The following is a 23,841-nucleotide window of genomic DNA, read 5'->3' as shown; positions in this document are numbered from 1 at the left end:
GCCTGCTGAAATCAGGTTACATCGGCGGGATGGCGAAGAACATCGTCTCGCCCGAGTGATCGTCAACGCCGTCATTGTCGGTGGACACCCACATCGTGCCGTCGGGCATGATCGCCAGCCCCTCGACCTTGTCCAGCACGTAACCGCCGGTCGAGGTCAGGTAGGGGATCAGGTCCAGGACCACCTCATGCTCCACCACCGGCAGATCGCCGCCAAGCGGTGCGGGCACCATGTCCGCCAGAGCCACGCGGGTGATCAGCTTGGTCACCGCCGCCTCGCCAATCTGGTTGTCGCGCTCGATCAGGTAGACATAGTCGCCATGGGCCACGATTTCCGACAGGCCGACCCAGCCGGTTTCGGGATCGGTCAGCTCGTAGCGCACCGCGCCCCAGTCGCCGGTCGTGGTGTTGTAGGCCACCAGCTTGACGTGGTTTTCCGGATCGTCGCCCCATTCGCGTTGCACGGCCATCCACAGGGTGTCGCCCACCATGGTGATGCCCTCGAAGCCGAACCGGCGTTCCACGGCCAGCAGTTCCGCGGGCAGCGGGATCGACTGCTCGATCTCTCCATCGGCGCCGATGTGGTAGATCCCATGCGGGATCATCCGGTCGGTGCGGCCTTCCGAGGCCACCCAGAACCCGCCTTCACCGTCCAGCGTGATCCCTTCCATGTCCAGCATCTGGGCCGGGCGGCCGCCGCGGGTGACCGGGATCGTGTCGATGATCTGCGAGGGGCCGTCCATCGACGGATCAATGACGAAAATCGTCGGCTGGAAGCCGTAGAAGCTGTCATTGACCGCGTAGATCAGGCCGGTTTCCGGATCGGCCACCATGCCGGAAATCGCACCCCATCCCGTGAGATCGTCCATGCTGGCACTGGTCAGATGCGGGTAGACCGCCGGTGCGTCCTGGTATTCGTAGATCATGACATGGCTGCGCGCTGCGCCGTCTTCCAGCCCGTCGACCTCATTGGCCGAAATCAGCAGCCCGCGCTCGGGGATCACCACATAGCCTTCCGGCCCGATGCCCGAGGGCAGGAGTTGATCCAGAACCGGAGCGGCCGGGTCGGTCACGTCGTAGACGCCCACGACGCTAGCCCGTTCGGCCCCAACGAAGACATAGGGTGTACCGCCGAAAACCCCGAAGGTCACCGATTCCGGCTCTACGCCCTTGGCGTCGGACCGGCGGTCGGGATAATGGCCGATCTGGACGATGGCATGTTCGAAGGAGGCCCCGGATTCGTGAACGATCGTGCCGTCCTGATGGAAGATCGTCCAGCCGCGCGACCCGCCATCCATGTCGCCTTCATTGGCGGTGGCGAAATGGCTGTCGTCGATCCAGGTCACCGCATCGGGTTCGCGCAGGCGACCGGGCTGGCTGCCGTCAAAGACCAGCGCGGCGCGTTCGTCCACGGTGTCGATGCCTTCGAGGTCCACCGCCCCGGCCGAGAAGTGGCTCAGCACCTCGCCAGCCGCGTTGAGAACCACGATGTGATTGTTCTCCTGAAGGGTCACGACGATCTCGTTTTCGCCGTTGATCGAGACGAATTCGGGCTCCGGATCTTCCGGCGAGACCTCGGCCAGACCGGTGATCTCAGCCATGATCATCGCGTCGCAATCCATGACACCATCGGTCAGTGGCAAAATGGCGACGTAGCCTGCGGGCATCTGGCCGGTGCGGCCGTCGCCGAGATCCTCGTCGCGCTCATTCTCGATGGCAACGGCGATAAAGCTTGCGTCAGGTGCGGCGGCGACGCTGTCGGGCTGGCCGCCAAGGTCGCAATCGCCCAGGGCGGTGCGGCTGTCGACATCCAGCGCCAGCAGGTGGCCCGAGGTGTTGACGTAGTCGGCTGAGGTGTTGACCCCGACATAGGCGGTCTGACCGATGACGCTGACCGAGGTCGGCTCTCCGTCCAGGGCCACCACACCGGCGGCAACGGGTGCGGAGGGGTCGGTGATGTCGATGAAGCCAAGGACTTCGGCGGGGCTGTCGGTATAGACCAGCGTCATGCCATCGGCAGTGGCGGCAATGATCTCGGACGAGGATTCCTCTGCATCCGGCGTGTTTTCCGCCACGGCAAATGAAGCGATGCGGTTGAAGTTCATATCTGCCAGTGCGGGGCCAGCCATCAGGACGGCGGCGGCGCCAAGCAGAACGGTGCGATAGGTCATGTGTTGTCTCCAGCGGTTGGACATCTCCCCGTGCCGCAGACATGTGACACCAGGATCACGTCAGCATGAAAGGCTTGTGAAACCCTGCCTCGCGGCAGGGTCACAGGGGTGGCGCGTCGCCTTTCGGAAGAGCACCGTGATGAGCATGTTCTGGCAGGGCGTGAGAGGTGTTGCGGCAAGCGGCCAAGCGTGAAATGCAACAGATATTGCAAAATGTAATAGATATGAATAAATTATTGCAATAGGGGGATTCGAAGGGTATTGCGCTGACATGGCTTCGGGTGGCACGGGATCGACCCGTGTTTGTTTATCGCGCCTCTCAAACGGGTCGGGCAAAGAGGAAAACGCTATGTATGAAGGATTTGGCCAGTTCGTGGGCGGGGCATGGCGCGGATCGGACCAGCGGGCCGAAGTGGAGTCCCCGGTCACCGGGAAGCCCCTTGGCGCAGTCCCGACTGCCCGCGCCGAAGACACGGTTGCCGCGATAGATGCCGCTGCAAAGGCGCTGCCTGCTCTCGTCGAGATGGGCGGCTTTGCCCGCGCCGATGCATTGCACCGGATCGCCGACGAAATGGCCGCGCGGGCGGATGAAGCGGCGCGGATGATCTCTGCCGAGACAGGCAAGCCGATCGCGCAATCAGGCCGTGAGTGGGTGCTCTCGGTCGATCAATTCCGCTGGTATGCCGAAGAGGCCCGGCGCATCTATGGCCGCGTTGTGGAAAGCCGCGTGCCGGGTGGTCGGTTCGAGGTCACGCGCGAACCGGTCGGCATCGTCGGGGCCTTCACCGCATGGAACTTCCCCGCTTCGCTACCCGCCCGCAAACTGGCACCGGCCCTGGCCGCCGGCTGTCCGGTGGTGCTGCGGCCCTCCTCTCAGACGCCGGGCGTGGCCATGGTGATGGTCGATTGCATACGTGCAGGCGGGCTGCCGGACGGGGCGGTGAACCTCGTGGTGGGCACGACGGCAAACACCTATGGCCCGATCATGGCCGATCCCCGGGTGCGAAAGGTGTCCCTGACAGGGTCCACCCGCGTGGGGCAGCAGATGATCCGCGACGCGGCGGAAACGGTGAAGAAGGTCTCGATGGAGCTTGGGGGCAACGCGCCGCTCATCATCTATGACGATGCAGATCTTGATATGGCGCTGGATATGACTGTGCCCGCCAAGTTCGCCAATGCCGGGCAGGTCTGTGTCACGCCGGATCGTTTCTTCGTCCATGACAGCCTGCATGACACATTCGTTGCCGAGTTCTCCCGTCGCGCCAGTGCGATCCGGCTTGGCGACGGGCTGGACCCGGACACCGAAATGGGGCCGCTGATCAATGCGGGCCGGTTGCAGGAGATCGACGCCATAGTGCAGGACGCGGTGGCCGCTGGCGCAACGCTGGAAACGGGTGGACAGCGGGCGACAGGCTTCAATGCCGGGCATTTCTATGAACCCACGGTACTCAGCAATGTCGCGGACGACATGCGCGTTTTCGAGGAGGAAAACTTCGGCCCCATTGCCGCGATCACCCGGTTCACGGATGAAGACATGGTTCTGGCCCGCGCCAATGCCTCGCCCATGGGGCTGTCCGCCTATGCCTTCACCCGCTGCCCCTCTCGCGCAAGGCGCACGACGCGGGCATTGAAATCGGGCATGGTGGGGATCAACAGTTTTGCCCTTGCAGCGTCCGAAGCGCCGTTTGGCGGCACCAATTTCTCGGGCCTCGGGCGGGAAGGCGGCAGCGAGGGGATCGAGGATTACCTCGACACCAAGCTGGCCCAGATCGTGTTCTGAAGGGGGGACAACATGCAGAAAAACAAGCTCAAGGCCCTGTGGGATGCGGGCCAGCCCGCGCTGAATGGCTGGTGTTCCATCGGCAACCCTTTCACGGCAGAGATCATGGCCGCGCAGGGTTATGACAGCGTCACGATCGACATTCAGCACGGCGCGCTGGACTACGCCGCCGCCCTGCCGATGTTGCAGGCGATGAAGGCATCAGGCGCGACGCTGATGGCACGGGTGCCGTGGCTCGACCCCGCCGCGATCATGAAGGCGCTGGATGCGGGCGCCATGGGCATCATCTGCCCGATGATCAACACCGCGGACGAGGCCGCCCGGTTCGTCAGCTACATGCGCTACCCGCCCCATGGGCAGCGCAGTTACGGGCCAACCCGCGCTGCTGTCGCGATGCCGGGCTACGGGGTTGCCGCCAATGACGAGGTGCTGGCGCTGGCGATGATCGAAACCGCCGAAGGCATGGAGAACCTCGAGGCAATTGCCGCGACGCCGGGTCTTGATGGCATCTATGTCGGTCCCGCCGACCTGACCCTTGGCACGCAGCAAGGGCGCCTGCCACCGGGCTTCGACCGCGAGGAACCCGAAATGCTGGAGCTGATCCAGCGCATCGCCAATACCTGCCGTGCCAATGGCATCCGCGCCTGCATCCATTGCGGCACACCCGATTATGCCGCTCGGATGATCGAGATGGGCTATTCCCTGACAACTGTATCGGGCGATTCCCGCCTGTTGGCCGGGGCTGCGGCCGCATCGGTGTCCGCTTGGCGGGACCGGGTGGGGCAGGATGCAAAAGCCGCCGACACCGGAGGGACGTACTGATGCCCCGTCTTCTGGTTGCCGGAAAACTGCATCCTGCGGGTGAGGCCCGGATCGCCGAACTGCGTGCCGAAGGGGTCGAGGTGGACTATGTCGAGGAAATCTCCGAGGCCTCGTACCTGCCCCATATCGCCACCGCCGACGCGCTGGTCCTGCGCACACAATCCCTGACGGCAGAGACCATCGCCAAGGCCCCGCATCTCAAGGTCGTTTCGCGCCACGGGGTTGGCTATGACGCTGTTGACCTGAAGGCGCTGAACGACCGTGGCATTGCCCTGACCATCGTGGGTGATGTCAATTCAACCTCGGTCGCTGAACAGGCGATGATGTTTCTGCTGGCGGCCTCGAAACGGGTGCTCAGGGCCGACCGCGCCGTGCGCGACCCCGCCCAATGGGGCTGGCGCAACCGGCTGGAACAGCAAGAGATTTCGGGCAAGACCCTGCTGATCGTGGGCTATGGCCGGTCAGGCCGCAAGCTGGCAAGAATGGCATCCGGTTTTGATATGCAGGTCCGCGCGCATGACCCCTATCTGGAGCGGATGGGCTGGCCTGACGGACCTGTCCGCCCGGTTGATATGGACGAAGGGTTGGCCTGGGCAGACTGCATCTCGGTCCATATTCCGAAAAGCGACCGGCCCATCCTGGGCGCCGCAGAGCTGGCGCGCTGCAAACCCGGCGTGATCATCGCCAACACTGCGCGGGGCGGTGTGATCGACGAGGTCGCATTGGCGGACGCTCTGGCCAGCGGCCAAGTTGGCGGCGCAGGGGTCGACGTGTTCGAAACGGAACCGCCCGGCGCGGACATGCCACTGGCGGGTTGCGACACCGCCCTGTTGACCCCTCATGTGGCGGGGCTGACGGCAGAGGCCAGCGAGCGCATGGCGCTTGCGTCCCTTGAAAACGCGCTTGGGTTCCTTGATGGAACCATCGAGCGAGCCCTTATCGTGAATGCAGAGGTGACACATGGGTGATGGCAAAACATTGCGGGTAGGCCTGATCGGCACCGGCTTCATGGGGCAGGCCCATGCGCTTGGCTATGCGACGGCGGAAAAGGTCTTTGACCTGCCCTACGGGTTGTCCCTGCACAGCGTTGCCGATGTGACGGAAGAGGCCGCCGCGAAGGCCGCCAGGCGCTTCGGGTTCGATGGCTGGACCACCGACTGGCGCGACCTGCTCAATGACCCCGAGATCGACGTGATCGACATCACCGCCCCAAATGCGCTGCACAAGGAGATGGCGCTGGCGGCGATTGCGGCGGGCAAGCATGTCTATTGCGAAAAGCCGCTTGCACCGCTGTCAGCCGATGCGCGCGAAATGGCCACCGCCGCCAAGGCCGCCGGTGTCGTGACGCAGGTCGGGTTCAACTACCTGTGCAACCCGATGATGGTTCTGGCCAAACAGATGATCGAGGCGGGCGAACTGGGAGAGATCCGCAGCTATCGCGGCATCCATGCCGAGGACTACATGACCGATGCCAGCGCCCCCCATTCCTTCCGCACCGATCCGGCGGGCGGGGGTGTTCTGGCCGATCTGGGCAGCCATGCGCTTGCCACGGCGGAATATCTGCTTGGGCCGATCACCAGCGTGATGGGCGATTGCGTGACGGCCATCGACAGCCGCCCCGATCGCAACGGGACCGCTGCGCCAGTGCTGGTCGATGACGTCTCCCGCGCCTTCCTGCGCTTTGAGAACGGCGCGTCCGGGTCTATCGAGGCCAACTGGATCGCCACAGGCCGTAAGATGCAGCATGACTTCGAGGTTTATGGCTCCAAAGGGGCCCTCATCCTCAGCCAGGAGCGTCTCAACGAACTGCATTTCTATTCCACCGACGATGCCCCTGGTCGGCGCGGGTTTCGCAAGATCGAAGCCGGGCCGGAGCATGACCCGTATGGGCTTTTCTGCGTCGCTCCGGGCCATCAGATCGGGTTCAACGATCTCAAGGCCATCGAAATCGCAGGCTATGTTGGGGCCATTGCCGGTCAACAGCCGGAACCCTTCGGGTTTGATGCCGGGACTCGTATTCAGCATCTGGTGGAAACGATCCTCGCATCCTCTGCCGATGGTGGCTGGAACGCCGTCTGATCCGGCCTTTCGAGAAAGCCGAGGCTGTGCCATTCCCCCCCCGCGCGCCCCGTGTGCGGGGGGCAGAAGCCTAGGCAGAGGCTACCCGGTGTCCGGTCCGGTCAGCCGCGCGAAATCCTGCATGTCGGCGGCGGCTTCCCGGATGGCCAGCGACAGCAGGTCGGTGCCGTGTTCGGGCCGGGCCAGTTCCGACCACGACCCGACCCGACCGCAGGGAAATTCGGCGCGGTGTTCATCGGCAGGGCCATGACGGTCGCCCGCATGGGCGGCGCGGAAGGCAGCGTCAAGTGCCCTCGGCGCGGGCAGGGGCGCGCGCTCGATCCGGCGGTGGCGGGCCTGGGTGATCGCGATCTCGGACGGGGTGGCGTGCATGCCTTCCCAGTCGCCGTAAAGGCTTTGCCTCAGGGCATTCGTTTCGGGGTAGTCCCACCACGAGCGGATGCGCATCGACAGGGGCGCGGTTTCAGCCAGCGCGCGAAGCGGGGCGAGGTTGGCCCCGTGTCCGTTCAGAACGTAGAGCCGCCGGAACCCATGGGTGGCGAGCGCGGCGATGATGTCGGACAGAAGGGCCGAAAAGGTCGCTTCCGATACCGAGATCGTGCCGGGGAAGGCCATGTTGAACGGCGCGGGCGTGTAGGCCACCGGCGGCAGCATGATCGCGCCCGCCTGCGCCGCCGCGCCCTCGGCCACGGCGGTGGCACAGAGCGCGTCGGTGCCGATCAGCCCGATCGGCCCATGTTGTTCGGTGGAACCTACGGGCAGCACCGCGTCGTCGCGGGTTTCAAGATAGGCGCCGACCTCTTCCCAGCTCATTTCCTGCAGGATCATGCGGCACCCGTTTTCTGTGCGGCCCAATTGGCAAGCACGGTCCGATAGGTGGCAAGATGGGGCGCCGTGGCGGGCACCCCGTCGCCAGCCCGGATCAGCGCGGGCAGGGGCAGGTGGAGCCCAAGAACCTCGTCCAGCGTTTCCAGAACCGCGCCCACGGCCCAGAGACCGCAATCGGGGAGGCCGGGGGTTGAGAGGCCGGAAAGGAACAGACCATCCCCGGCAAGCTCCTCCAGCGTTGCCAACGGGCGCAGGATCGCCTCGCGCGCGGCTTCCGGCACGGGTTGTCCGGCCCCGACCAGCGGGAACAGTGCGCGCGCTGCCGGTTCCAGCCGCGTATCGACCAGCCGCGAGACGGCGCGGGCGCGTGCCCTTGCGCGAGGCTCTTGCGGGAGCAGAAGGCGCCCGATGCCGGTCTCATCGAGGTATTCGACGATGGCGTCGGACTCGGTCAGCACGAAATCGCCCTCCACCAGCGCCGGGATCGTCCCTTGCGGAACGATGGCCCGGTAGGTGGCGCTGGCATAGCCGCCCGGCGGCGGCGTTTCCTTCAGATCGACCCCCTTCAGGGCCAGCGCCAGCCGCAGCTTGCAGCTGTAGACGCTGATCGGAAGGCCGTAGAGGACACGCTCAACCCCGGCCATGAACGCCCGTCCCCATCCGCCGTTCCATCACCCGCACGCCCCAGGACACCAGCAGGATCAGGATCAGGTATTCCAGCACCAGGAAACTGTAGATTTCCAGCGGGCGGAATTCCGTCAGCGTCAGCTCGTTCGCGCGGCGTGTCAGTTCCTGGAAGCCGATGACCGAGACCAGCGACGACATCTTGAGGATGTAGACATACTGGTTGCCCAGTGCAGGCAGAACCGCGCGGATCACCTGCGGCAGGATCACCAGCCGCATCGTCTGCCATGGTGACAGGCCGAGACTGCGCGCCGCCTCGCCCTGACCGACCTTGATGGATTGCAGACCCGAGCGGAAGATTTCCGAGGTGAAGGCGCTGTCCGAGATCGCAAGGCAGATCAGGCCCGTGATGAAAACCCCGAACTGGATGCCGGTCAGCGACGGCAGGCCGTAATAGACCCACAGGATCATGACCAGCAGCGGGATCGAGCGGAAGAATTCCACATAGACACGGCTCAGGCGACGCACCCACCGGCGCTTCGATATGCCCATCAGTGCCACCAGAAGCCCGATGGCCAGCGAGATCATCATTGCCAGTGTCGAGATCGAGATCGTCGCCCAGAACCCCATCAGCAGGAACGAGAGGTTGGCTTGCCCCCGCCCGTCGGCAGGCGACAGGATATACCAGGCGAACGTATAGCCCCCGCCCGAACCGGAGCCCGAGCAGCCAGCAAGGACCAGCACCGCAACCGCAAGGAGCGCTGGCAGCCGCCAGCGCCCCCGGGCTTCGAAAGAAGCTTTGGTCATGTCTTGCTCAGCTCTGGCCAAGCCACCGGCGGTTGAGCCCGTCAAAGAATCCCTCGGTCCGTTTCAGCGTGACCCAGGTGTTGACGAAGTTCAGCCAGACCTGATCGTCCTGCGCCACGACGTAGGCGAAGGGCCTGCGGTTGCGCATTTCGGACCCCGGCACGAGAATGCGCAGCTCCGGGAAGCGCGACACGAGCGTTCCGCCCTCGACATTCGAGGTGATGGTGACATCGGCACGACCCGACAGAACTTCCTGGAAACCGGTTGCGGGCGACTGCACCCCCTGGATGTCGGCATCGGGGAAATGGGCGCGGGCCTGTTCCTCGAACACGGTGCCCATGGACACCGCAACCCGCACGCCGGCCTGGTTGATCGATTCCCAGGTTTCGAAGCGGCCTGCATTTCGGGCCAGCGACAGCGGCACTGTCCCCGCCTCGGTATAGGGCACCGAGAAAGCTGCGACGCGCGCGCGAGAAACATTGACCGACGCGCCCGAGAAGATGTCATAGCGGTCGGCAGCGATGCCCGCGGTGATCGTGGCCCATTCGGCGACCACCCATTCGATCTCGACCCCGAGATCGGCGGCAAGCTGCGTCATCGCCTCGATGTCATAGCCCGCGCGGCTGTTGGTGGCCGGGTCGCGGAAGGACATCGGGTTGAAGTCCCCGGTTGTGCCGACACGCAAGGTGCCGCTGCTGAGAATGCGCTCAAGGCGCGATTCCGCGATATGGGCCTCGGCTGGCGTGGTGCTGGCCAGCATCACCCCCCCGGTTCCAAGCGCGGCAGCAACGAAAACGTCCCTTCTGTTCATGATTGTCATCCCCTGTTGTTGTGTGTTGGTAACGAAGCCCTGTGGCAACACGCCCAAGAGCGGCCTTGATCCCGCACCGGAACACTTAGCCGGGGCAGGTTTTCCGTGTGTCTGACCGGTAATCTCGCATCATTCCGGTCGTATCGGGGTCGGACAGCCCCCCGGTGTCTCAGGAATTCAGAAGTCAGGTTCGCCCGATGGTCCCGAGGATACATCATAGGGCGATATTCCCGGTGGGAAAGGTTGCGGTGCTGCAGCCTTTTAAAAGCCAGCGCAAGGCGGCGGGGCCAGGCACAAATCCAGCGCTACGGTGACGCGTCGCCATGTTCCGACCTCTAGGTGCGTTGCGTGGTGTTTAACATGCTTGCAGGTGATGCAATAACGCGTCAAGAAAAATGTCAGCGAGTTCGAAATTGTGATCAGAGCGGACAGCCAGTGACGAACAGCCAATCCCGACCGTCTTGCCTTCGGCGAGTTCGGAGCGCTTTGCTGGAGCTGTGGCGTGATCTTGGTCGAATAAATGCCAACGCGGAATGCCTGGCCTGTCGGCCCGAACCGAACCCCTGGCAGAGTTGAGGATCGGTATCAAAGGGCCCGGGTCCGGATGGCGGTGATTTTCCGCACGATGTCATGGAGCTCACGACGCGTTTCCGGCCATGCCGGGCCAGTGCGGGACCAACCCGGAGCGGCAAATCCCTGGACACGCACGCACCGCGCGAAATAGCGCGGCGCGTGCATTTCATCCGTGAGTGTTTGGGCGCGGATCAGTTCTTGGTTTTCGAAGCCGGATGCAGGAAATCGATCCAGTGCGGAGCCGGCTCCGACGCGGACCGGCGGCGGGTGCCGGGAAACAGATCGCGCAGATCGAATGCAGCCATGAGGAAGCTGAAGGCGTGCAGATTATGAGGCGTGTTGGGCATGGGGCTGTCTTTCGGAAAGAAGGGGGGGGGTCAGCCCGCGCCTCTACGCGTCTGCCTGATTTTTCACCACAGTTGAATCCGCAACCCCGGGTTGCCCTGCCTGCAATGGTTTGATGCTCAAATGATCCCGCGGGTCAGCTCTTCCGGGGTGGCCTCCGCGGTCCAGAAGGCCCGTGCCTCGGGCGGCAACTTGTCCAGAACCCGCGCCAGATCGGCGCTGTTCATCACCCGCCACAGCGCGAAGGCCGTGGCCTCGATAGCGTTATCGGGCGTCAGGTTGTGATGGCGACGCAGCGCCTGCGCCTCGCGCGTCATCTCGGCCCGCGTGCCGAAGGGCAGGGGCGGCGCCGTTATGTCCCAGTCACGGATGAAGATTGCCGCCAGCACGGAGGGCAGGGCGCTGGCAAACAGAATGCCCTGATCTGGCGTCAGGCGGCGTCGGAAAGTATGAAACACGCCATCGACCGCCGTATAGGCCATGTTGTCCGACTCCAGCCCCATCCTCTCTTTCGCGTCATCCAGAAACGCCCGGAATTCCCGGCTGGCATGACGATAGGTCCATGGCATCGGCATGGGGCGCCCCCTCAGGTCAGCAGTTCCCGCAAGGTCAGGGCCATCACCTTGGCGCTGTCCATCATGTCCTTCACGCCCACCCATTCATCGGGCTGGTGTGCAAGGTCCAGAATACCCGGCCCATAGGCGATGCAGTTCTTCAGCTTGCCGATCCGGTCGATGTGTTTCTGATCATAGGTGCCGGGGGACACCACGAATTCCGCCTGCTTGTGCAGCACTTTCTCGATCGCTGCCTGAACGGTTTTCACCACCGGAGCGTCCTCGTCCGTCATCGAGGGGATCACTTCGAACAGATCGCGGATGTCATACTCGAAATTCGGGCGGCTGGCCTTGATCCCTTCCAGCATCCGGGCGACCTCGGCCTTTACCTCGGTCAGATCTTCCTCGATCAGGAAGCGCCGGTCGATCACGATGCGGCAGCGGTCGGCGACGCAGGGCGCGGGCAGGCCGGTGTAATCCGCGTCCTGCTCGGGCTCGCCCCCATGGATCGAGTTCACATTGAGCGTGGATTGCTTGGCCCCTTCCGGCACCACCGGCATTTCCGTGCGCTTGCCTGCAAGCAATGGGTAAAGCGTGCGCTCCATCTCCTCCAGCACCGCGCCCATATGGCGGATGGCGCTGTCACCGAGGAAGGGCATGGAGCCATGGGCGATGCGCCCCTTGGTTTCGATTTCAGCCCACCAGACGCCGCGATGACCAAGGCAGATGCGGTCCTTGTTCAGGGGTTCGGGGATAATCACATGCTGCACCTTCTCGGGCGAAAACCAGCCATGTTCCGCCAGATAGGCCACCCCGCCATAGCCGCCCGATTCCTCGTCAGCCGTGGCGCTGATCTCGATGGCGCCGGAATAGTCGGGGAAGGCCGCGATGAAGGCCTCCGCCGCAATCACCGAGGCCGCCAGCCCCCCCTTCATGTCGCAGGTGCCGCGCCCGTAGATGCGCCCGTCCTTTAACTCGCCGCCAAACGGGTCGGTGGTCCAGCCATGGCCCACTTCGACCACGTCATGATGGCTGTTGAAATGCACACACTCACCGGTGCCCCCCGCCCCCTGATGGCGCGCCACCATGTTCCAGCGCTGATATTTCTCGCTGTCGGCGGGTGCCCCACGGGCGCGGATCATGTCGACATGAAACCCCTTGCGCCGCAGCCGGTCGCCAAGGAAATCACAGATATCGTGGTAGTGCAGCCCCGGCGGGTTCAGCGTGGGGATCCGCACAAGGTCTTGCGTCAGGGCAATCAGCTCCGCCTCGCGGGCGGCAATCTCGGAAAACAGGCGGTCAAGGCTTGGATCATCTCTCATGGGCTGCACTTTGCGCCCAAGGCCATCATGCCGCAAGCCCTCGCATTTGGCTTGGCGCTCCCCATCTGACAGGATAGGGAAAGGCCATTCGACGGGAAGGATTTGACCGATATGAGATGGGTTCGCTGGATTGTCCTGCTGCTGATCGCGCTCTTCATTGGCGGGTTCCTTCACTATACGCTACCGGGCCGCGATATCGTGCGGATCACGGGGACAGAGATCATCCGGGCGGACCTGTCAGGCTGGAACCGGATGTTCTATGCGCGCTCGGATACCGGAAACACCGACGGCACCAACCGCGATCTGCGCCTGATCAACACGACCCAGCCCGATGGCGATGTCAGCGTCTATCGCAACGAGGACACCGGCTTCGGCTGGCCACCCTATTTCAAGCTCGACAGTTCCAACCTTCACGCGGAGGCCGCGGATCTGACCAGCACCTCGGCCAACCCGCAATGGGTGATGGTCACCCATTACGGCTGGCGTATGCCGGCGCTGTCGATCTATCCCAATGCGGTCGCGATCCGCGCGGTGGACGGTCCCGACGCCAGCGTCTTCCCGTGGCTCAATATCGTGATCCTCGTTCTGCTGGCCGCGTTCCTGTTCTTCCTCTGGCGACTCTGGGAACGGTTCGAGGACCGCGTGATCGACCCAACGGTCGACTGGGTTCTGGTTCGGTGGGCCAAGCTGAAGGACCGCGTCTCGGGGCGCTGAAGGTCTTGATCATCCCGGCGCAGGCAGGCGTTTGAATGGGCCGCGCGAGCAGCTTCAGGAAGGCAGCGTCCTGTAGCTGGCCGGTTCCATGATGCGCAGGAACTGCACGGCGAGCACTTTGGCGGCACTGTCCCTTGCAATGCGGGTCAGGCAAAGAAGCCCGGTATGACGGTCGCAGGCCAGCGCGACGGAGTCGCCCATGCTGGTGACCTCGGCATGTAGCCGGTCCTCCAGTGTTGCCGTAGGGAGATTGAGCGCGTGGAGGAGGGGCAGGAACTCCACCGGCTGATCCTCGTCCATCGTGGGCACCAGCCCGGCATCAATCAGGATCACTTCCAATGCGATCCGCTCACCACCGGATTTCAGCGTTCGACCAAGCGCATGTACCCGGCCCGCGAAGAATTCCCGCTCCGCGTCAACCGGGTCACGCAGGTCCAGCCGGGCGCGAAACGGCTCAAGCGGCAGGGGGGTCGCATCAGGCAGGAACAGGCGGCGCAGGTCTGGCGGGGCAGAAGGCTTTGCCGGTTCGGGGTCTGACACCACGGTGCCGCGCCCCGGTTTGCGACTGAGATGGCCCATGGCCTCGACCGACATCAGCGCGCGGCGCATGGTGCCCTGACTGACGCCGAACTCCTCCGCCAGTTCAAACTCATTCCCAAGGCGCATGCCGGCGGGCCATTCACCGGATGTGATCCGGCGCAGAAGTTCGGTTTCGGCTTGTTTGTAGAGGGGTACGCGGGCCATGGTCGTCTCCGGTCTTTCTTGTAGAGGATCTGGCCCTCGGTCTGTGGTCAATTCAGATGGCCAATGAGCCGCGCATGGCGGTCAAAGGCGGCGATGGTTGCCCCCAATGTGGGCAGCTCTGCCGCTTCCATCATCGGAATCATTTTCGCGAAGGCCGCCGCCGTACCGATGGCGTCGCCAATGGCGGTGTGGCGGTCGTCCTCGGGGATGGTGATGGCGAGCCGTGTGCAGAGCGCATCGAGCGTGTGTTCGGCGGACTGGCCGAAGAGGATGGCGGAAAACAGCACCGTATCCAGAATGGGCTGATCGAATCGCAACCCGATCTCGGCTTCGCGGCGTTGCAGGAAGGCCATGTCGAAGGGCGCGTTATGGGCGACCAGAACGTTGTTGTCGGCAAAGCGGTGGAAGCGGGTCAGTGCCTCTGCCACCCCGGGCGCGCCCTGAACCATCTCGTTGGTGATGTGGTGGACGGCGGTGGAGGCCGCGGGGATCTTGCGGCCGGGATCGACCAGCATGTCGAAGCGTTCGTCGGGCCGGACCCGGCCATTCACGACACGCACGGCGGCGATCTGGCAGATTTCGTCCACCTGCGGGTTGAGGCCGGTGGTTTCGGTGTCGAAGATCACGAAGTTGAGCTTGCTGAGCGGGGCCTGAGACAGCTCTTTCGGCAGATCGGCATGCAGCAGGTCGAAATCATACTGGATGGCGCGGGCGGGAAGCGTGGCTTTGGGCGCCGCGAGCGGTAGGGAAAACTGTAGCGCGGCACGACCCTCTGCGCCGTCGCCCAATGTCACACGGGTGCCGTGGGTGGTTTGCACGTCACCACCCGAGAAGGATGCGAAGCCGGGCGAGAGCGGGGCGGAGAGCCAGTCGGTCAGATCCGCGCGGTCTGGCGCGGAAGCGTTGCTTTCGAGACTGAGGGTCAGGGCACTGTCGCCCAGTTGCGCGAGGCGCAGGGTAAAGGCGGTGGCCCCCTGGCCGGACCATCCAAGCGCCAGACGTTCCAGCATCCTGGTAACCGCATAGCCGTCGCAGCGAATGCGGCGGGCGGGCAGATCGAGGGTAAGCGCCACGTCCTTGCGGGCCAGACGGGCGCGCAGGGCGGTGCCCAGATCGGTGAGCGGCAGCGCCTCCATCGGCCACCACTGGGTGTCGGTCGCGGCCTTGCGGGCGGCGATGTCGGAGAGCGTTTCACTGAGGGCGGATTTCTGCGGATCCGGCAGGGCGGGGAGCACGTCATCGGTCGCGTCAATCAGCCGGTCGAGCAGCGTGGCGCGTTCGGCGTGAACCTTGAGGTCTTTCGACACGTCGCGCAGCGACAGCACATAGCCCGGTCCGCTGGTTTCCTGCCCTTCCAGATAGAGCAGACGGATGCGCGCCTCCAGCAGACGCGCCCCGCGGCGGGTGGCACAGAGGATGTCGGCGCCCTCGGTTTCGCCAGCCTCCAGCAGCCGGGTATAGGCTTGCAGGATCGGTCCGGGCATCAGCAGGTGGCGGACGGGACGGTTGAGGCCGAGCGCCTCCGTATGGCCCAGGATCTCCACCGCTCGGGCATTGTAGAGCACCACCGAATGATCGGGCGTGCAGAAGAGAACGCCATCGGGAACCTCTGCCAGCAGGGTTTCCAGCCGGGATTTTTCGAGCGACAGGCGTGCGGTTTCGCGGCCCACGGCCATGGCCATCGCGTTGCGTGTTTCGGTGAGGTTGGCCGTCACGGCGGCGGCGGCGGTGCCCAGATCGCCCAGATAGCGGGCGGGGGCGTGGTCGATCTCCTGCTCCACATCCGCATGGGCACGGGCGCGCATATCTGCGGCCAGCCGTTCCACCGGGCGGGCGACGTTTTCATCGAACAGGACCCAGACCCAGGTGGTCAGCCCGAAGATGGCGACGACGCCAATGAGACCGGCGATGACGAAGGCAGAGAGGGCGTGGTCCTCGCCCAAGCGGATATAGCCAAGCGTCAGCCCCGCGATGGCGAGGGCCGAGGTCGCGACGGCGAGGAACGCGAAGAACAGGAAGATGCGCAGACGCAGGGAAAGCTGGGTGAACATGTGGTTGGGGCCTCCTCCTTGCCCCCTTTGGTGCGTTGCGGATCAGGGCGGTCGCGCGTCGCCCCTTGCCGTATCGGGTTAGTCCGCAGCCCCCCCGCCGCAGACGGATTGCAGGATCGGGTCGGAGGCCTCGAGCTCCAGCCAGGTGGCATTGGTGGGCTGGCCGTCATCTGTGAACTGGGTCTCGGCATTGACGTCGGCCCGGCGGCTGTTGCCGCAGTCGACAAGGATCGGGCGAATGACTTCTGGCTGCCAGCGTTCATGGATGCGGATCTGCACCGCCAAAACGCCGGAGCCGGTCGCGGTTTCGACCGTTTCAGAGGGTGAATGGGCGATGAAGCCCCGCACCCAGGGGCTGAGATAGGTCCAGGGCTGATACCAGGCCTGTTGGGTGCGTTCGGAAATGACCTGCGTGTCCTCTGGCAGCGTGTCCAGCACGTTGCGGGCCCAGCCATATTCCAGCCCCACAGTCGCGGCGATCATGGCGATACCGGCGGCCACCGGGATGATGCCCTTGGGCAGGCGCTTGCCGCTTAGATGGCGCAGGGCGAAACCGGTGCCGGCACCGGCGAAACCGGCGACAAAGGCGGTCAAAAGGGTCCAGAACATGGGCGGGGGGTGCTCCTCAGCTCAGAATGCCACGGCCCTGGCCGGCGGCGGATTGCATGGTTTTGACCACGACGAAGGCGTCGCGCAGGTGGCTGCGCTCGAAATCGGACAGGTCCGTGGGCGGCATGAAGTTGTCGGGCTTTTCGCCACGGCGGATCTGCGCGGCCTGATGTTCCAGCCGGATTTCGGCGATCATGTCATAGGCATCAAGCAGGTCGCGCCCGCCGGTGGTGGACACCTTGCCAGCCTCAATGGCCGCTTCCAGCCGGGCGCGGGTATTGGCGACGGGCAGTTGCCCCTGCAGCGCATAGATGCGGCCAAGGTCCACGATGGGCACCACGCCGTTATGCTTGAGGTCGATGGTGTTCTTGTGTTCACCCGAGCGCACGGTCGCAAAGCCCCGGAAGAGGCCGAGCGGCGGCGTGTGCTTGAGAGAGTTGGCGATCATGTGGCTGACGAAGATGGAGTTCTCGGCCGCGCTTCTCAGTGTATTGGCCTGCAAGTCGGCAAAGAGACTCTCGTCGCCGCCAATCGGGCGCAGGTCGAACATGACGCTGGCCAGCATCTGCGCCTCGGGGTCGGGTTTTGCGATCCATTTGCGGAAATAGCCTCGCCAGACGCTGAGCGGTTGCCGCCAGCGGTCAGCGGTCGCCATCATGTCGCCGGGGCAGTAGAAATACCCGCAGGCATCGAGCCCGTCCGAGACGAACTTTGCCAGTGCCTTGAAATAGGTGTCATGCTCGGGCTGCATCGCGTCGTCTATTATCAGGCAGTTGTCCTGATCCGAAACGCCGGTCTGTTCTTGCCGCCCCTGCGACCCACAGGCGAGCCATAGATACGGCACCGGTGGCGGTCCCAGCTTGTCCTCGGCCATGGCCAGCAGGCGGCGGGTGGTGGCATCGCCCACATCGGTGATTAGCCTTGTGACAACTTGGTGGGCGTTATGGGCGCCGACGAGCTGCACCAGCAGTTGCGGGATGCGGCCAACAATCCGTGCCAGCTCGGCGCAGCTTTGGGCATCGGCAATCTCGCGGATCAGTGCAGCCGAAGATGTGGCCTGAAAGCGGGTCAGATCGGTCTGGGTCAGGATGCCAACGAGCTTGCCGCCCTCGACAACGGGCATATGGGTGATGCGCCGTTCGACCATCGCGTGCAGCACGTCCGAGACAAGCGCGGAGGGCGGCAGAGCAATGGGATCGGCGGTCATGACCTGACTGACGGGCGTGTCATGCGGCAGGCCTTCAGCCAGAGCCTTGTTGGTCAGGTCTCGGGTTGTGACGATGCCTTTCAGCGCCTCGCCTTCGGTGATCATCAGCGATGATACGCCATGATCGCGCATGTCCTGCGCGGCGGCCAGAATGGGGGTGTCAGGGGCAACCTGCCTCGGGTCGCGGGTCATCATGTCGGCCAGCGACATGGTGGCGAGGTCTTGCCGCTTGGTGCGGGCGGGGCGGGTGCGGTCGAAGAACTTGGCGACTCCGGGATGGTCTGCCACCAGCGCCTTGAAAACGGCGGCGGGGATGGCGATGAGGTCGGTATCCTCTTCCGCGCGGGCCGAGGTGACGGCCAGACCGTCGCGCATCAGGCCGCGTTCGCCGAAGGTGTTGCGGGGGCCGAGGATGGACAGGACGGCACCGGTTTCATCGGTGATGTCCACACGGCCACGAATGATCAGGTAAAGAGCCTCAAGCGGCTCGCCATGGCTGTAGATCTGGGCGTCGGCCTTGATCGAACGCGCCTCCACCGTGCCAGCAAGACTGTCCAGCGCCTCGGCGGGCAGGCTGTCATAGGGGTGGGTATGGGCGAGGAATTCTCGGATCGTCTGAGGCATGGAACGGGTTCCCCCGGAAAGAAATGGCGCACCCCGGACTGTCGGGATGCGCCGGTGTCTTGAACAGGGCCTGCGGTGTCGCAGGCCCCGGGATTGGGCGATCCCTTAGTGATCGACGGCTGCGCCGGCGCCACGCGGAATACGAACCGATTCCACCAGCTCCTGGATTTCCTGCGGCACCTCTTCGGTGGCGTTGGACACCAGATAGGCAACGACGAAGTTGAACACTGCGCCGATCGGGCCGAAGTGGGTCGGCGGGATGCCGAACAGGTACTGGCTGCTGTCCAGCATCGCGGTACCGGGGATGAAGAACCAGCCCAGGTACAGGAACAGGTACAGACAGGTCGAGATCAGACCGGCCAGCATACCCGCAACCGCGCCCTTGGAGTTGATGCGCTTCGAGAAGATGCCCATCATCAGGGTCGGGAACAGCGAGGCTGCTGCCAGACCGAAGGCCAGCGCCACAACCTGAGCTGCGAAGCCCGGCGGGTTCAGACCCAGGTAGGTTGCCACGACGATTGCCACCAGCATCGAGACACGGGCGGCCATGAGCTCGCCTTTTTCCGAGATGTTGGGGTTGATCGTCGATTTGATCAGGTCGTGCGAGATCGCTGAGGAGATGGCCAGAAGCAGACCTGCCGCGGTGGACAGGGCGGCCGCGAGACCACCGGCAGCGATAAGACCGATCACCCAGCCCGGAAGCTGTGCAATCTCTGGGTTGGCCAGAACGAGGATGTCACGGTTGAAGGTGACAAGCTCGTTGCCCTGCAGACCTTGTGCTTCGGCCAGGGCGGCACCGGCTTCGGAACCAGCGTTGTAGTACTGGATCATGCCGTCGCCGTTCAGGTCTTCAACACCGAGCAGACCGGTGACTTCCCAGGTGCGGAACCAATCGGGCAGGTCTTCGACTGCCACGGCTTCACCTTCAACACCGTTCGGCCACATGGTGGTGATGATGTTCAGGCGGGCCATTGCGCCAACGGCCGGGGCCGTCAGGTACAGCAGCGCGATGAAGACCAGCGCCCAACCGGCGGACCAGCGAGCGTCAGCAACGCGGGGCACGGTGAAGAAGCGGATGATCACGTGGGGCAGACCCGCGGTACCGATCATCAGCGACAGGGTGTACAGAGCCATCAGCCAGGGGTTGGTGGTGGCGGTGTACTCGTTGAAGCCCAGGTCGGTCAGCAGGCCGTCCAGGGTGGTCAGCAGCGGAACGCCGGCTTCGACGCCACCGGGCAGACCTTCGTTCATGCTGGAGAACAGGCCCAGACCCGGGATCGGGTTGCCGGTCAGCTGCAGCGAGATGAAGATCGCCGGGATGGTGTAGGCGATGATCAGCACACAGTACTGAGCCACCTGCGTGTAGGTGATGCCCTTCATACCGCCGAGAACGGCGTAGACGGCAACCACACAGGCCGCGATGATCAGGCCGGTGTCGCTTTCCACTTCCAGGAAGCGCGAGAAGGCAACGCCTGCACCCGCCATCTGACCGATCACGTAGGTGGTCGAGATCACGATGAGACAGACCACGGCCACAACGCGTGCGGTCTGGCTGTAATAGCGGTCGCCCACGAATTCCGGCACGGTGTACTTGCCGAACTTGCGCAGGTAAGGCGCCAGAAGCATGGCCATCAGCACGTAGCCGCCGGTCCAGCCCATCAGGAAGAGCGAGTTGTTGTAGCCGGTGAAGGCGATGAGACCTGCCATCGAGATGAACGAGGCCGCCGACATCCAGTCAGCCGCTGTTGCCATACCGTTGACAACCGGGTTCACGCCACGGCCAGCAGCGTAGAATTCCGAGGTCGAACCGGCACGGGCCCAGATGGCGATGCCGAAATAGAGCGCGAAGGACGCGCCCACGAAGATGAAGTTAAGTGTCGTCTGATCCATTGGTCGGTCCGTCCTTACTCTTCGTCAACGCCGAACTGCTTATCGAGCGAGTTCATGCGCCAGGCGTAGAAGAAAATCAGCACCAGGAAGACCAGGATGGATCCCTGCTGAGCGAACCAGAAGCCCAGGTCCGTGCCGCCCACTGCGATGCCGCTGACAAGCGGACGCAGAAGGATGCCAAAGCCGAACGACGCAAGCGCCCAGATCACCAAGCAGATGGTGACCAGACGGATGTTCGCCGACCAGTATTCGTTGTTAGATGGCGAGTCAGCCATGTGAGTTCTCCCTTCGATTGGGTTTCCCGAACCTGCCCTCCCGACTGGTCCGGGTCTTTTTATCGCCGCCACCCCTCCAGCAAGGTGGCGACGAATCTCGTGTTAGCCTTCCGTGACTCCGCCGACGATCTTGCCGAGGTTGGCTGCGATCTCGTCGATGTCCCCCATTGCGGGCACCCGCGTCAGCGCATCACGCGCGGCGTAATAGCTGATGAGCGGGGCGGTTTGGGCGTGGTATGCCGTCAGGCGCGTGCGCACCGTTTCGGCATTGTCGTCAGCGCGCCGTTTGAACTCGGTGCCCTGGCATTTGTCGCAAGTACCCGCCGTGGCGGGCTGCTTGAATTCGTCGTGGTAGCCTTCGCCGCAAGCCGCGCAGGTGTAGCGGCCCGAGACGCGGGCGATCATCGCTTCGTCATCCACTTCCAGGCTGATCGCGGCGTCGATCTTCTGGCCACGTTCGGCCAGAAGCGTATCGAGCGCCGCGGCCTGCGCCTCTGTGCGGGGGAAGCCGTCAAGGATGGTGCCTTTGGTCACGTCAGGCTGATCCAGCCGGTCGGACAGGATGGCGATGACGATCTCGTCGGAAACAAGCTCACCCTTTTCCATCACCGCCTTGGCGGCAAGGCCGGCCTCGGTTCCAGCGGCAACCGCCTCGCGCAGCAGGTCCCCGGTGGACAGCTGCACAAGGCCAAAGCTTTCTTCCAGCATGCGGGCCTGGGTGCCCTTCCCGGCGCCCGGAGGGCCGAGAAGGATCAGGTTGACGGGGCGGGTCATGGTGTCGGTGCTCATCAACCCTGCCTTACTTGTTTGCCCGGTTTTCGATCAGCTCGTCGACCACCGAAGGATCGGCCAGCGTCGAGGTGTCGCCAAGGCTGCCGAAATCGTTCTCGGCGATCTTGCGCAGGATGCGGCGCATGATCTTGCCGGACCGGGTCTTGGGCAGGCCGGGGGCCCACTGGATGACATCGGGCTTCGCGATCGGGCCGATTTCCTGGCGAACCCAGTCAGAGAGCGTCTTTTTCAGCTCATCAGACGGGGTTTCGTCGTTCATCAGCGTCACGTAGCAATAGATGCCCTGACCCTTGACCGGATGCGGGTAGCCCACAACGGCGGCCTCGGATACGGTTTCATGTGCCACGAGCGCGCTTTCCACTTCGGCGGTGCCCATGCGGTGGCCGGACACGTTGATCACGTCATCGACGCGGCCCGTGATCCAGTAGTCGCCATCCTCGTCGCGGCGGCAGCCGTCGCCCGAGAAATAGTAACCCTTGTAATCCGAGAAGTAGGTTTTCACGAAGCGGTCATGGTCGCCATAGACGGTGCGCATCTGGCCGGGCCAGCTGTCTGCAATGACGAGAACGCCCTCGACACCATTACCCTCGATGATCTCGCCCGAGGTGGGTTCCAGCACCAGCGGCTTGACGCCGAAGAACGGATGCTGCGCCGCGCCGGGTTTCAGCGTGTGGGCGCCGGGCAGCGGGGTCATCATGTGACCGCCGGTTTCGGTTTGCCACCAGGTGTCTACGATCGGGCAGCGGCCCTTGCCGACGTTTTCGTTGTACCAGTTCCAGGCCTCGGGGTTGATGGGCTCGCCCACGGTGCCGAGCAGCTTGAGGCTGGACAGGTCATGCTTTTCGACAAAGCTGGTGCCCTTGCCCATCAGTGCCCGGATCGCGGTCGGGGCGGTGTAGAACTGGTTGACCTTGTGCTTGGCGCAGACCTCCCAGAAGCGGCCAGCATCGGGATAGGTCGGCACGCCTTCGAACATCAGCGTGGTCGCGCCGTTGGCCAGCGGCCCGTAGACGATATAGCTGTGGCCAGTGACCCAGCCCACATCCGCCGTACACCAGAAGACATCGCCGTCCTGATAGTCGAACGTGTACTGGTGGGTCATCGAGGCATAGACCAGATAGCCGCCGGTCGTGTGCACAACACCCTTGGGCTGGCCGGTGGAGCCAGAGGTGTAGAGGATGAAGAGCGGATCCTCTGCATTCATCTCGGTCGGCATGCAGTAGGTGCTGACCTGCTCGGCCAGTTCGTTGTACCAATGATCGCGGCCTTCACGCCAGGCAACCTGCCCGCCGGTGCGCTTGACCACCAGGCACTGAACGTCGTCGCCACAATGCAGCATCGCCTTGTTGACGTTGTCCTTTAGCTCGGTGACACGCCCGCCGCGCGGGGCGCCATCGGAGGTGATGACCAGCTTGGCATCACAGCCGTTGATCCGCGCGGCGAGAGCGTCGGGAGAGAACCCGGCAAACACGATGGAATGAATGGCGCCGATGCGCGCGCAGGCCAGCATGGCGTAGGCGGCTTCGGGGATCATCGGCAAGTAGAGAACGACGCGGTCGCCTTTGCCGACGCCCAGTTCCTTCAGGACATTGGCGAACTTGCCGACTTCCTGGGACAGCTGGTTGTAGGTGATGTGCTGCGCTTCGTCTGTCGGCTCATCGGGCTCGAAAATGATCGCGGTCTGATCGCCGCGGGTGGCCAGGTGACGGTCGATGCAGTTGGCCGAGACATTGGTGGTGCCGTCCTCGAACCAGCTGATATGCACGTTGTCATGGGCGAAGGAGGTGTTCTTGACCTTGGTGTAGGGCTTGATCCAGTCGATGCGCTTGCCGTGTTCGCCCCAGAAGGCCTCGGGGTCATTGATCGAGGCCGCATACATGTCGGCGTATTTGGTGCTGTCGATATGAGCGCCGGGCAGAAGGTCGGGCATCATGTTCGTATCGTTGGGCAATGGTCTCTCCCTTAAAGAGTTTCGGTTCTTGTCCCAAACAGATGACACGTCGAACCGGGGCGGAAAACGGCTGCTTTCCACGTGTCCTGCATATTCGGACAGGGGCCAATTTGCGGTTTGGCTGGTCCTGCGCGGGGCCCGAAAGGGCTGAATGATCTGGTTAGCCTCCCCCAACCGTTGCTTCGGGCTGCCGCTTGAACCGGAGTTTCCTCCTTCCGGTCGGCGGCATTTGCCGAAGAGGGTGCATAAGTTGCGTTTTCCCTGATCTG

Annotated in this window: 21 protein-coding genes; 5 read left to right on the top strand and 16 right to left on the bottom strand. The window is 63.9% G+C overall.

Going from position 1 to position 23,841, the window contains the following annotated elements; all coding sequences use genetic code 11:
* Positions 1–16: 16 nt before the first annotated feature.
* Positions 17–2,170 carry an esterase-like activity of phytase family protein gene (locus ACOOEX_RS16095; protein ID WP_420395785.1) on the bottom strand — a complete coding sequence of 718 codons (2,154 nt, stop codon included), beginning with the start codon at positions 2,168–2,170 and terminating at the stop codon, positions 17–19.
* Positions 2,171–2,519: 349 nt separating this feature from the next.
* Here ACOOEX_RS16095 and ACOOEX_RS16090 point away from each other — a divergent pair, with 349 nt between their 5' ends.
* From ACOOEX_RS16090 to ACOOEX_RS16075, 4 genes are read left to right on the top strand one after another with little or no spacing between them, the layout of a single operon-like run.
* The gene (locus tag ACOOEX_RS16090) at positions 2,520–3,950 is read left to right on the top strand and encodes an NAD-dependent succinate-semialdehyde dehydrogenase (protein WP_420395784.1); all 1,431 of its coding nucleotides are present in this window, start codon (positions 2,520–2,522) and stop codon (positions 3,948–3,950) included.
* A gap of 12 nt (positions 3,951–3,962) precedes the next feature.
* A complete protein-coding gene (locus ACOOEX_RS16085) occupies positions 3,963–4,772 on the top strand; it encodes an HpcH/HpaI aldolase family protein (protein ID WP_420395783.1) in 810 nt (269 codons plus the stop codon).
* Positions 4,772–5,740 (top strand): hydroxyacid dehydrogenase, encoded by a 969-nt coding sequence (locus ACOOEX_RS16080; protein ID WP_420395782.1) that lies wholly within the window; start codon positions 4,772–4,774, stop codon positions 5,738–5,740. Before ACOOEX_RS16085 ends, ACOOEX_RS16080 begins: the two co-directional genes overlap by 1 nt.
* Positions 5,733–6,851 carry a Gfo/Idh/MocA family protein gene (locus tag ACOOEX_RS16075; protein WP_420395781.1) on the top strand — a complete coding sequence of 373 codons (1,119 nt, stop codon included), beginning with the start codon at positions 5,733–5,735 and terminating at the stop codon, positions 6,849–6,851. Before ACOOEX_RS16080 ends, ACOOEX_RS16075 begins: the two co-directional genes overlap by 8 nt.
* Positions 6,852–6,932: 81 nt before the next feature.
* Here the strand turns inward: ACOOEX_RS16075 and ACOOEX_RS16070 are convergent, their stop codons facing one another.
* The 7 genes from ACOOEX_RS16070 to ACOOEX_RS16040 form a co-directional block, all read right to left on the bottom strand.
* Positions 6,933–7,679, bottom strand: coding sequence for a creatininase family protein (locus ACOOEX_RS16070; protein ID WP_420395780.1), 747 nt, complete (start codon positions 7,677–7,679; stop codon positions 6,933–6,935).
* Positions 7,676–8,323: a glutathione S-transferase family protein gene (locus ACOOEX_RS16065; RefSeq protein WP_420395779.1), complete on the bottom strand. Its 648-nt coding sequence runs from the start codon at positions 8,321–8,323 to the stop codon at positions 7,676–7,678. The genes ACOOEX_RS16070 and ACOOEX_RS16065 overlap by 4 nt, the downstream gene beginning before the upstream one ends.
* On the bottom strand, positions 8,310–9,110 hold the full coding sequence (locus ACOOEX_RS16060) for an amino acid ABC transporter permease (protein ID WP_420395778.1): 801 nt from the start codon (positions 9,108–9,110) through the stop codon (positions 8,310–8,312). The genes ACOOEX_RS16065 and ACOOEX_RS16060 overlap by 14 nt, the downstream gene beginning before the upstream one ends.
* 7 nt (positions 9,111–9,117) lie before the next feature.
* Positions 9,118–9,921 (bottom strand): transporter substrate-binding domain-containing protein, encoded by an 804-nt coding sequence (locus ACOOEX_RS16055; RefSeq protein WP_420395777.1) that lies wholly within the window; start codon positions 9,919–9,921, stop codon positions 9,118–9,120.
* A gap of 764 nt (positions 9,922–10,685) precedes the next feature.
* Positions 10,686–10,841, bottom strand: coding sequence for a hypothetical protein (locus tag ACOOEX_RS16050; protein ID WP_158514296.1), 156 nt, complete (start codon positions 10,839–10,841; stop codon positions 10,686–10,688).
* A gap of 117 nt (positions 10,842–10,958) precedes the next feature.
* Positions 10,959–11,414 carry a DUF2267 domain-containing protein gene (locus tag ACOOEX_RS16045; RefSeq protein ID WP_420395776.1) on the bottom strand — a complete coding sequence of 152 codons (456 nt, stop codon included), beginning with the start codon at positions 11,412–11,414 and terminating at the stop codon, positions 10,959–10,961.
* An 11-nt stretch (positions 11,415–11,425) separates the two neighbouring features.
* Positions 11,426–12,715, bottom strand: a complete 1,290-nt coding sequence (locus ACOOEX_RS16040; RefSeq protein ID WP_420395775.1) for an acetylornithine deacetylase/succinyl-diaminopimelate desuccinylase family protein — start codon at positions 12,713–12,715, stop codon at positions 11,426–11,428.
* A gap of 111 nt (positions 12,716–12,826) precedes the next feature.
* Between ACOOEX_RS16040 and ACOOEX_RS16035 the strand changes: the two genes are divergently transcribed.
* A complete protein-coding gene (locus ACOOEX_RS16035; RefSeq protein ID WP_420395774.1) occupies positions 12,827–13,429 on the top strand; it encodes a DUF1523 family protein in 603 nt (200 codons plus the stop codon).
* Between the two features lie 54 nt (positions 13,430–13,483).
* Here the strand turns inward: ACOOEX_RS16035 and ACOOEX_RS16030 are convergent, their stop codons facing one another.
* The 8 genes from ACOOEX_RS16030 to acs all read right to left on the bottom strand — a co-directional run bounded on the left by ACOOEX_RS16030 (position 13,484) and on the right by acs (position 23,554).
* The gene (locus ACOOEX_RS16030; RefSeq protein WP_420395773.1) at positions 13,484–14,173 is read right to left on the bottom strand and encodes a GntR family transcriptional regulator; all 690 of its coding nucleotides are present in this window, start codon (positions 14,171–14,173) and stop codon (positions 13,484–13,486) included.
* A 47-nt stretch (positions 14,174–14,220) separates the two neighbouring features.
* Positions 14,221–16,224: an exonuclease domain-containing protein gene (locus tag ACOOEX_RS16025; RefSeq protein ID WP_420395772.1), complete on the bottom strand. Its 2,004-nt coding sequence runs from the start codon at positions 16,222–16,224 to the stop codon at positions 14,221–14,223.
* A 78-nt stretch (positions 16,225–16,302) separates the two neighbouring features.
* Positions 16,303–16,833 (bottom strand): hypothetical protein, encoded by a 531-nt coding sequence (locus ACOOEX_RS16020; RefSeq protein ID WP_420395771.1) that lies wholly within the window; start codon positions 16,831–16,833, stop codon positions 16,303–16,305.
* Between the two features lie 16 nt (positions 16,834–16,849).
* On the bottom strand, positions 16,850–18,664 hold the full coding sequence (locus ACOOEX_RS16015; RefSeq protein ID WP_420395770.1) for a DUF294 nucleotidyltransferase-like domain-containing protein: 1,815 nt from the start codon (positions 18,662–18,664) through the stop codon (positions 16,850–16,852).
* A gap of 105 nt (positions 18,665–18,769) precedes the next feature.
* On the bottom strand, positions 18,770–20,554 hold the full coding sequence (locus ACOOEX_RS16010; RefSeq protein ID WP_420395769.1) for a sodium:solute symporter family protein: 1,785 nt from the start codon (positions 20,552–20,554) through the stop codon (positions 18,770–18,772).
* Between the two features lie 14 nt (positions 20,555–20,568).
* A complete protein-coding gene (locus ACOOEX_RS16005) occupies positions 20,569–20,829 on the bottom strand; it encodes a DUF4212 domain-containing protein (protein WP_071689077.1) in 261 nt (86 codons plus the stop codon).
* 102 nt (positions 20,830–20,931) lie between these two features.
* Positions 20,932–21,618, bottom strand: coding sequence for an adenylate kinase (locus ACOOEX_RS16000; protein ID WP_420395768.1), 687 nt, complete (start codon positions 21,616–21,618; stop codon positions 20,932–20,934).
* A gap of 10 nt (positions 21,619–21,628) precedes the next feature.
* Positions 21,629–23,554: an acetate--CoA ligase gene (gene acs / locus ACOOEX_RS15995; RefSeq protein WP_420398385.1), complete on the bottom strand. Its 1,926-nt coding sequence runs from the start codon at positions 23,552–23,554 to the stop codon at positions 21,629–21,631.
* Positions 23,555–23,841: the final 287 nt, after the last annotated feature.

The sequence above is a fragment of the Nioella sp. genome (genome assembly GCF_965215655.1).
In the GTDB taxonomy this organism is placed as follows: Bacteria; Pseudomonadota; Alphaproteobacteria; order Rhodobacterales; family Rhodobacteraceae; genus Nioella.
This window is presented reverse-complemented; position numbering and strand designations above follow the sequence as displayed.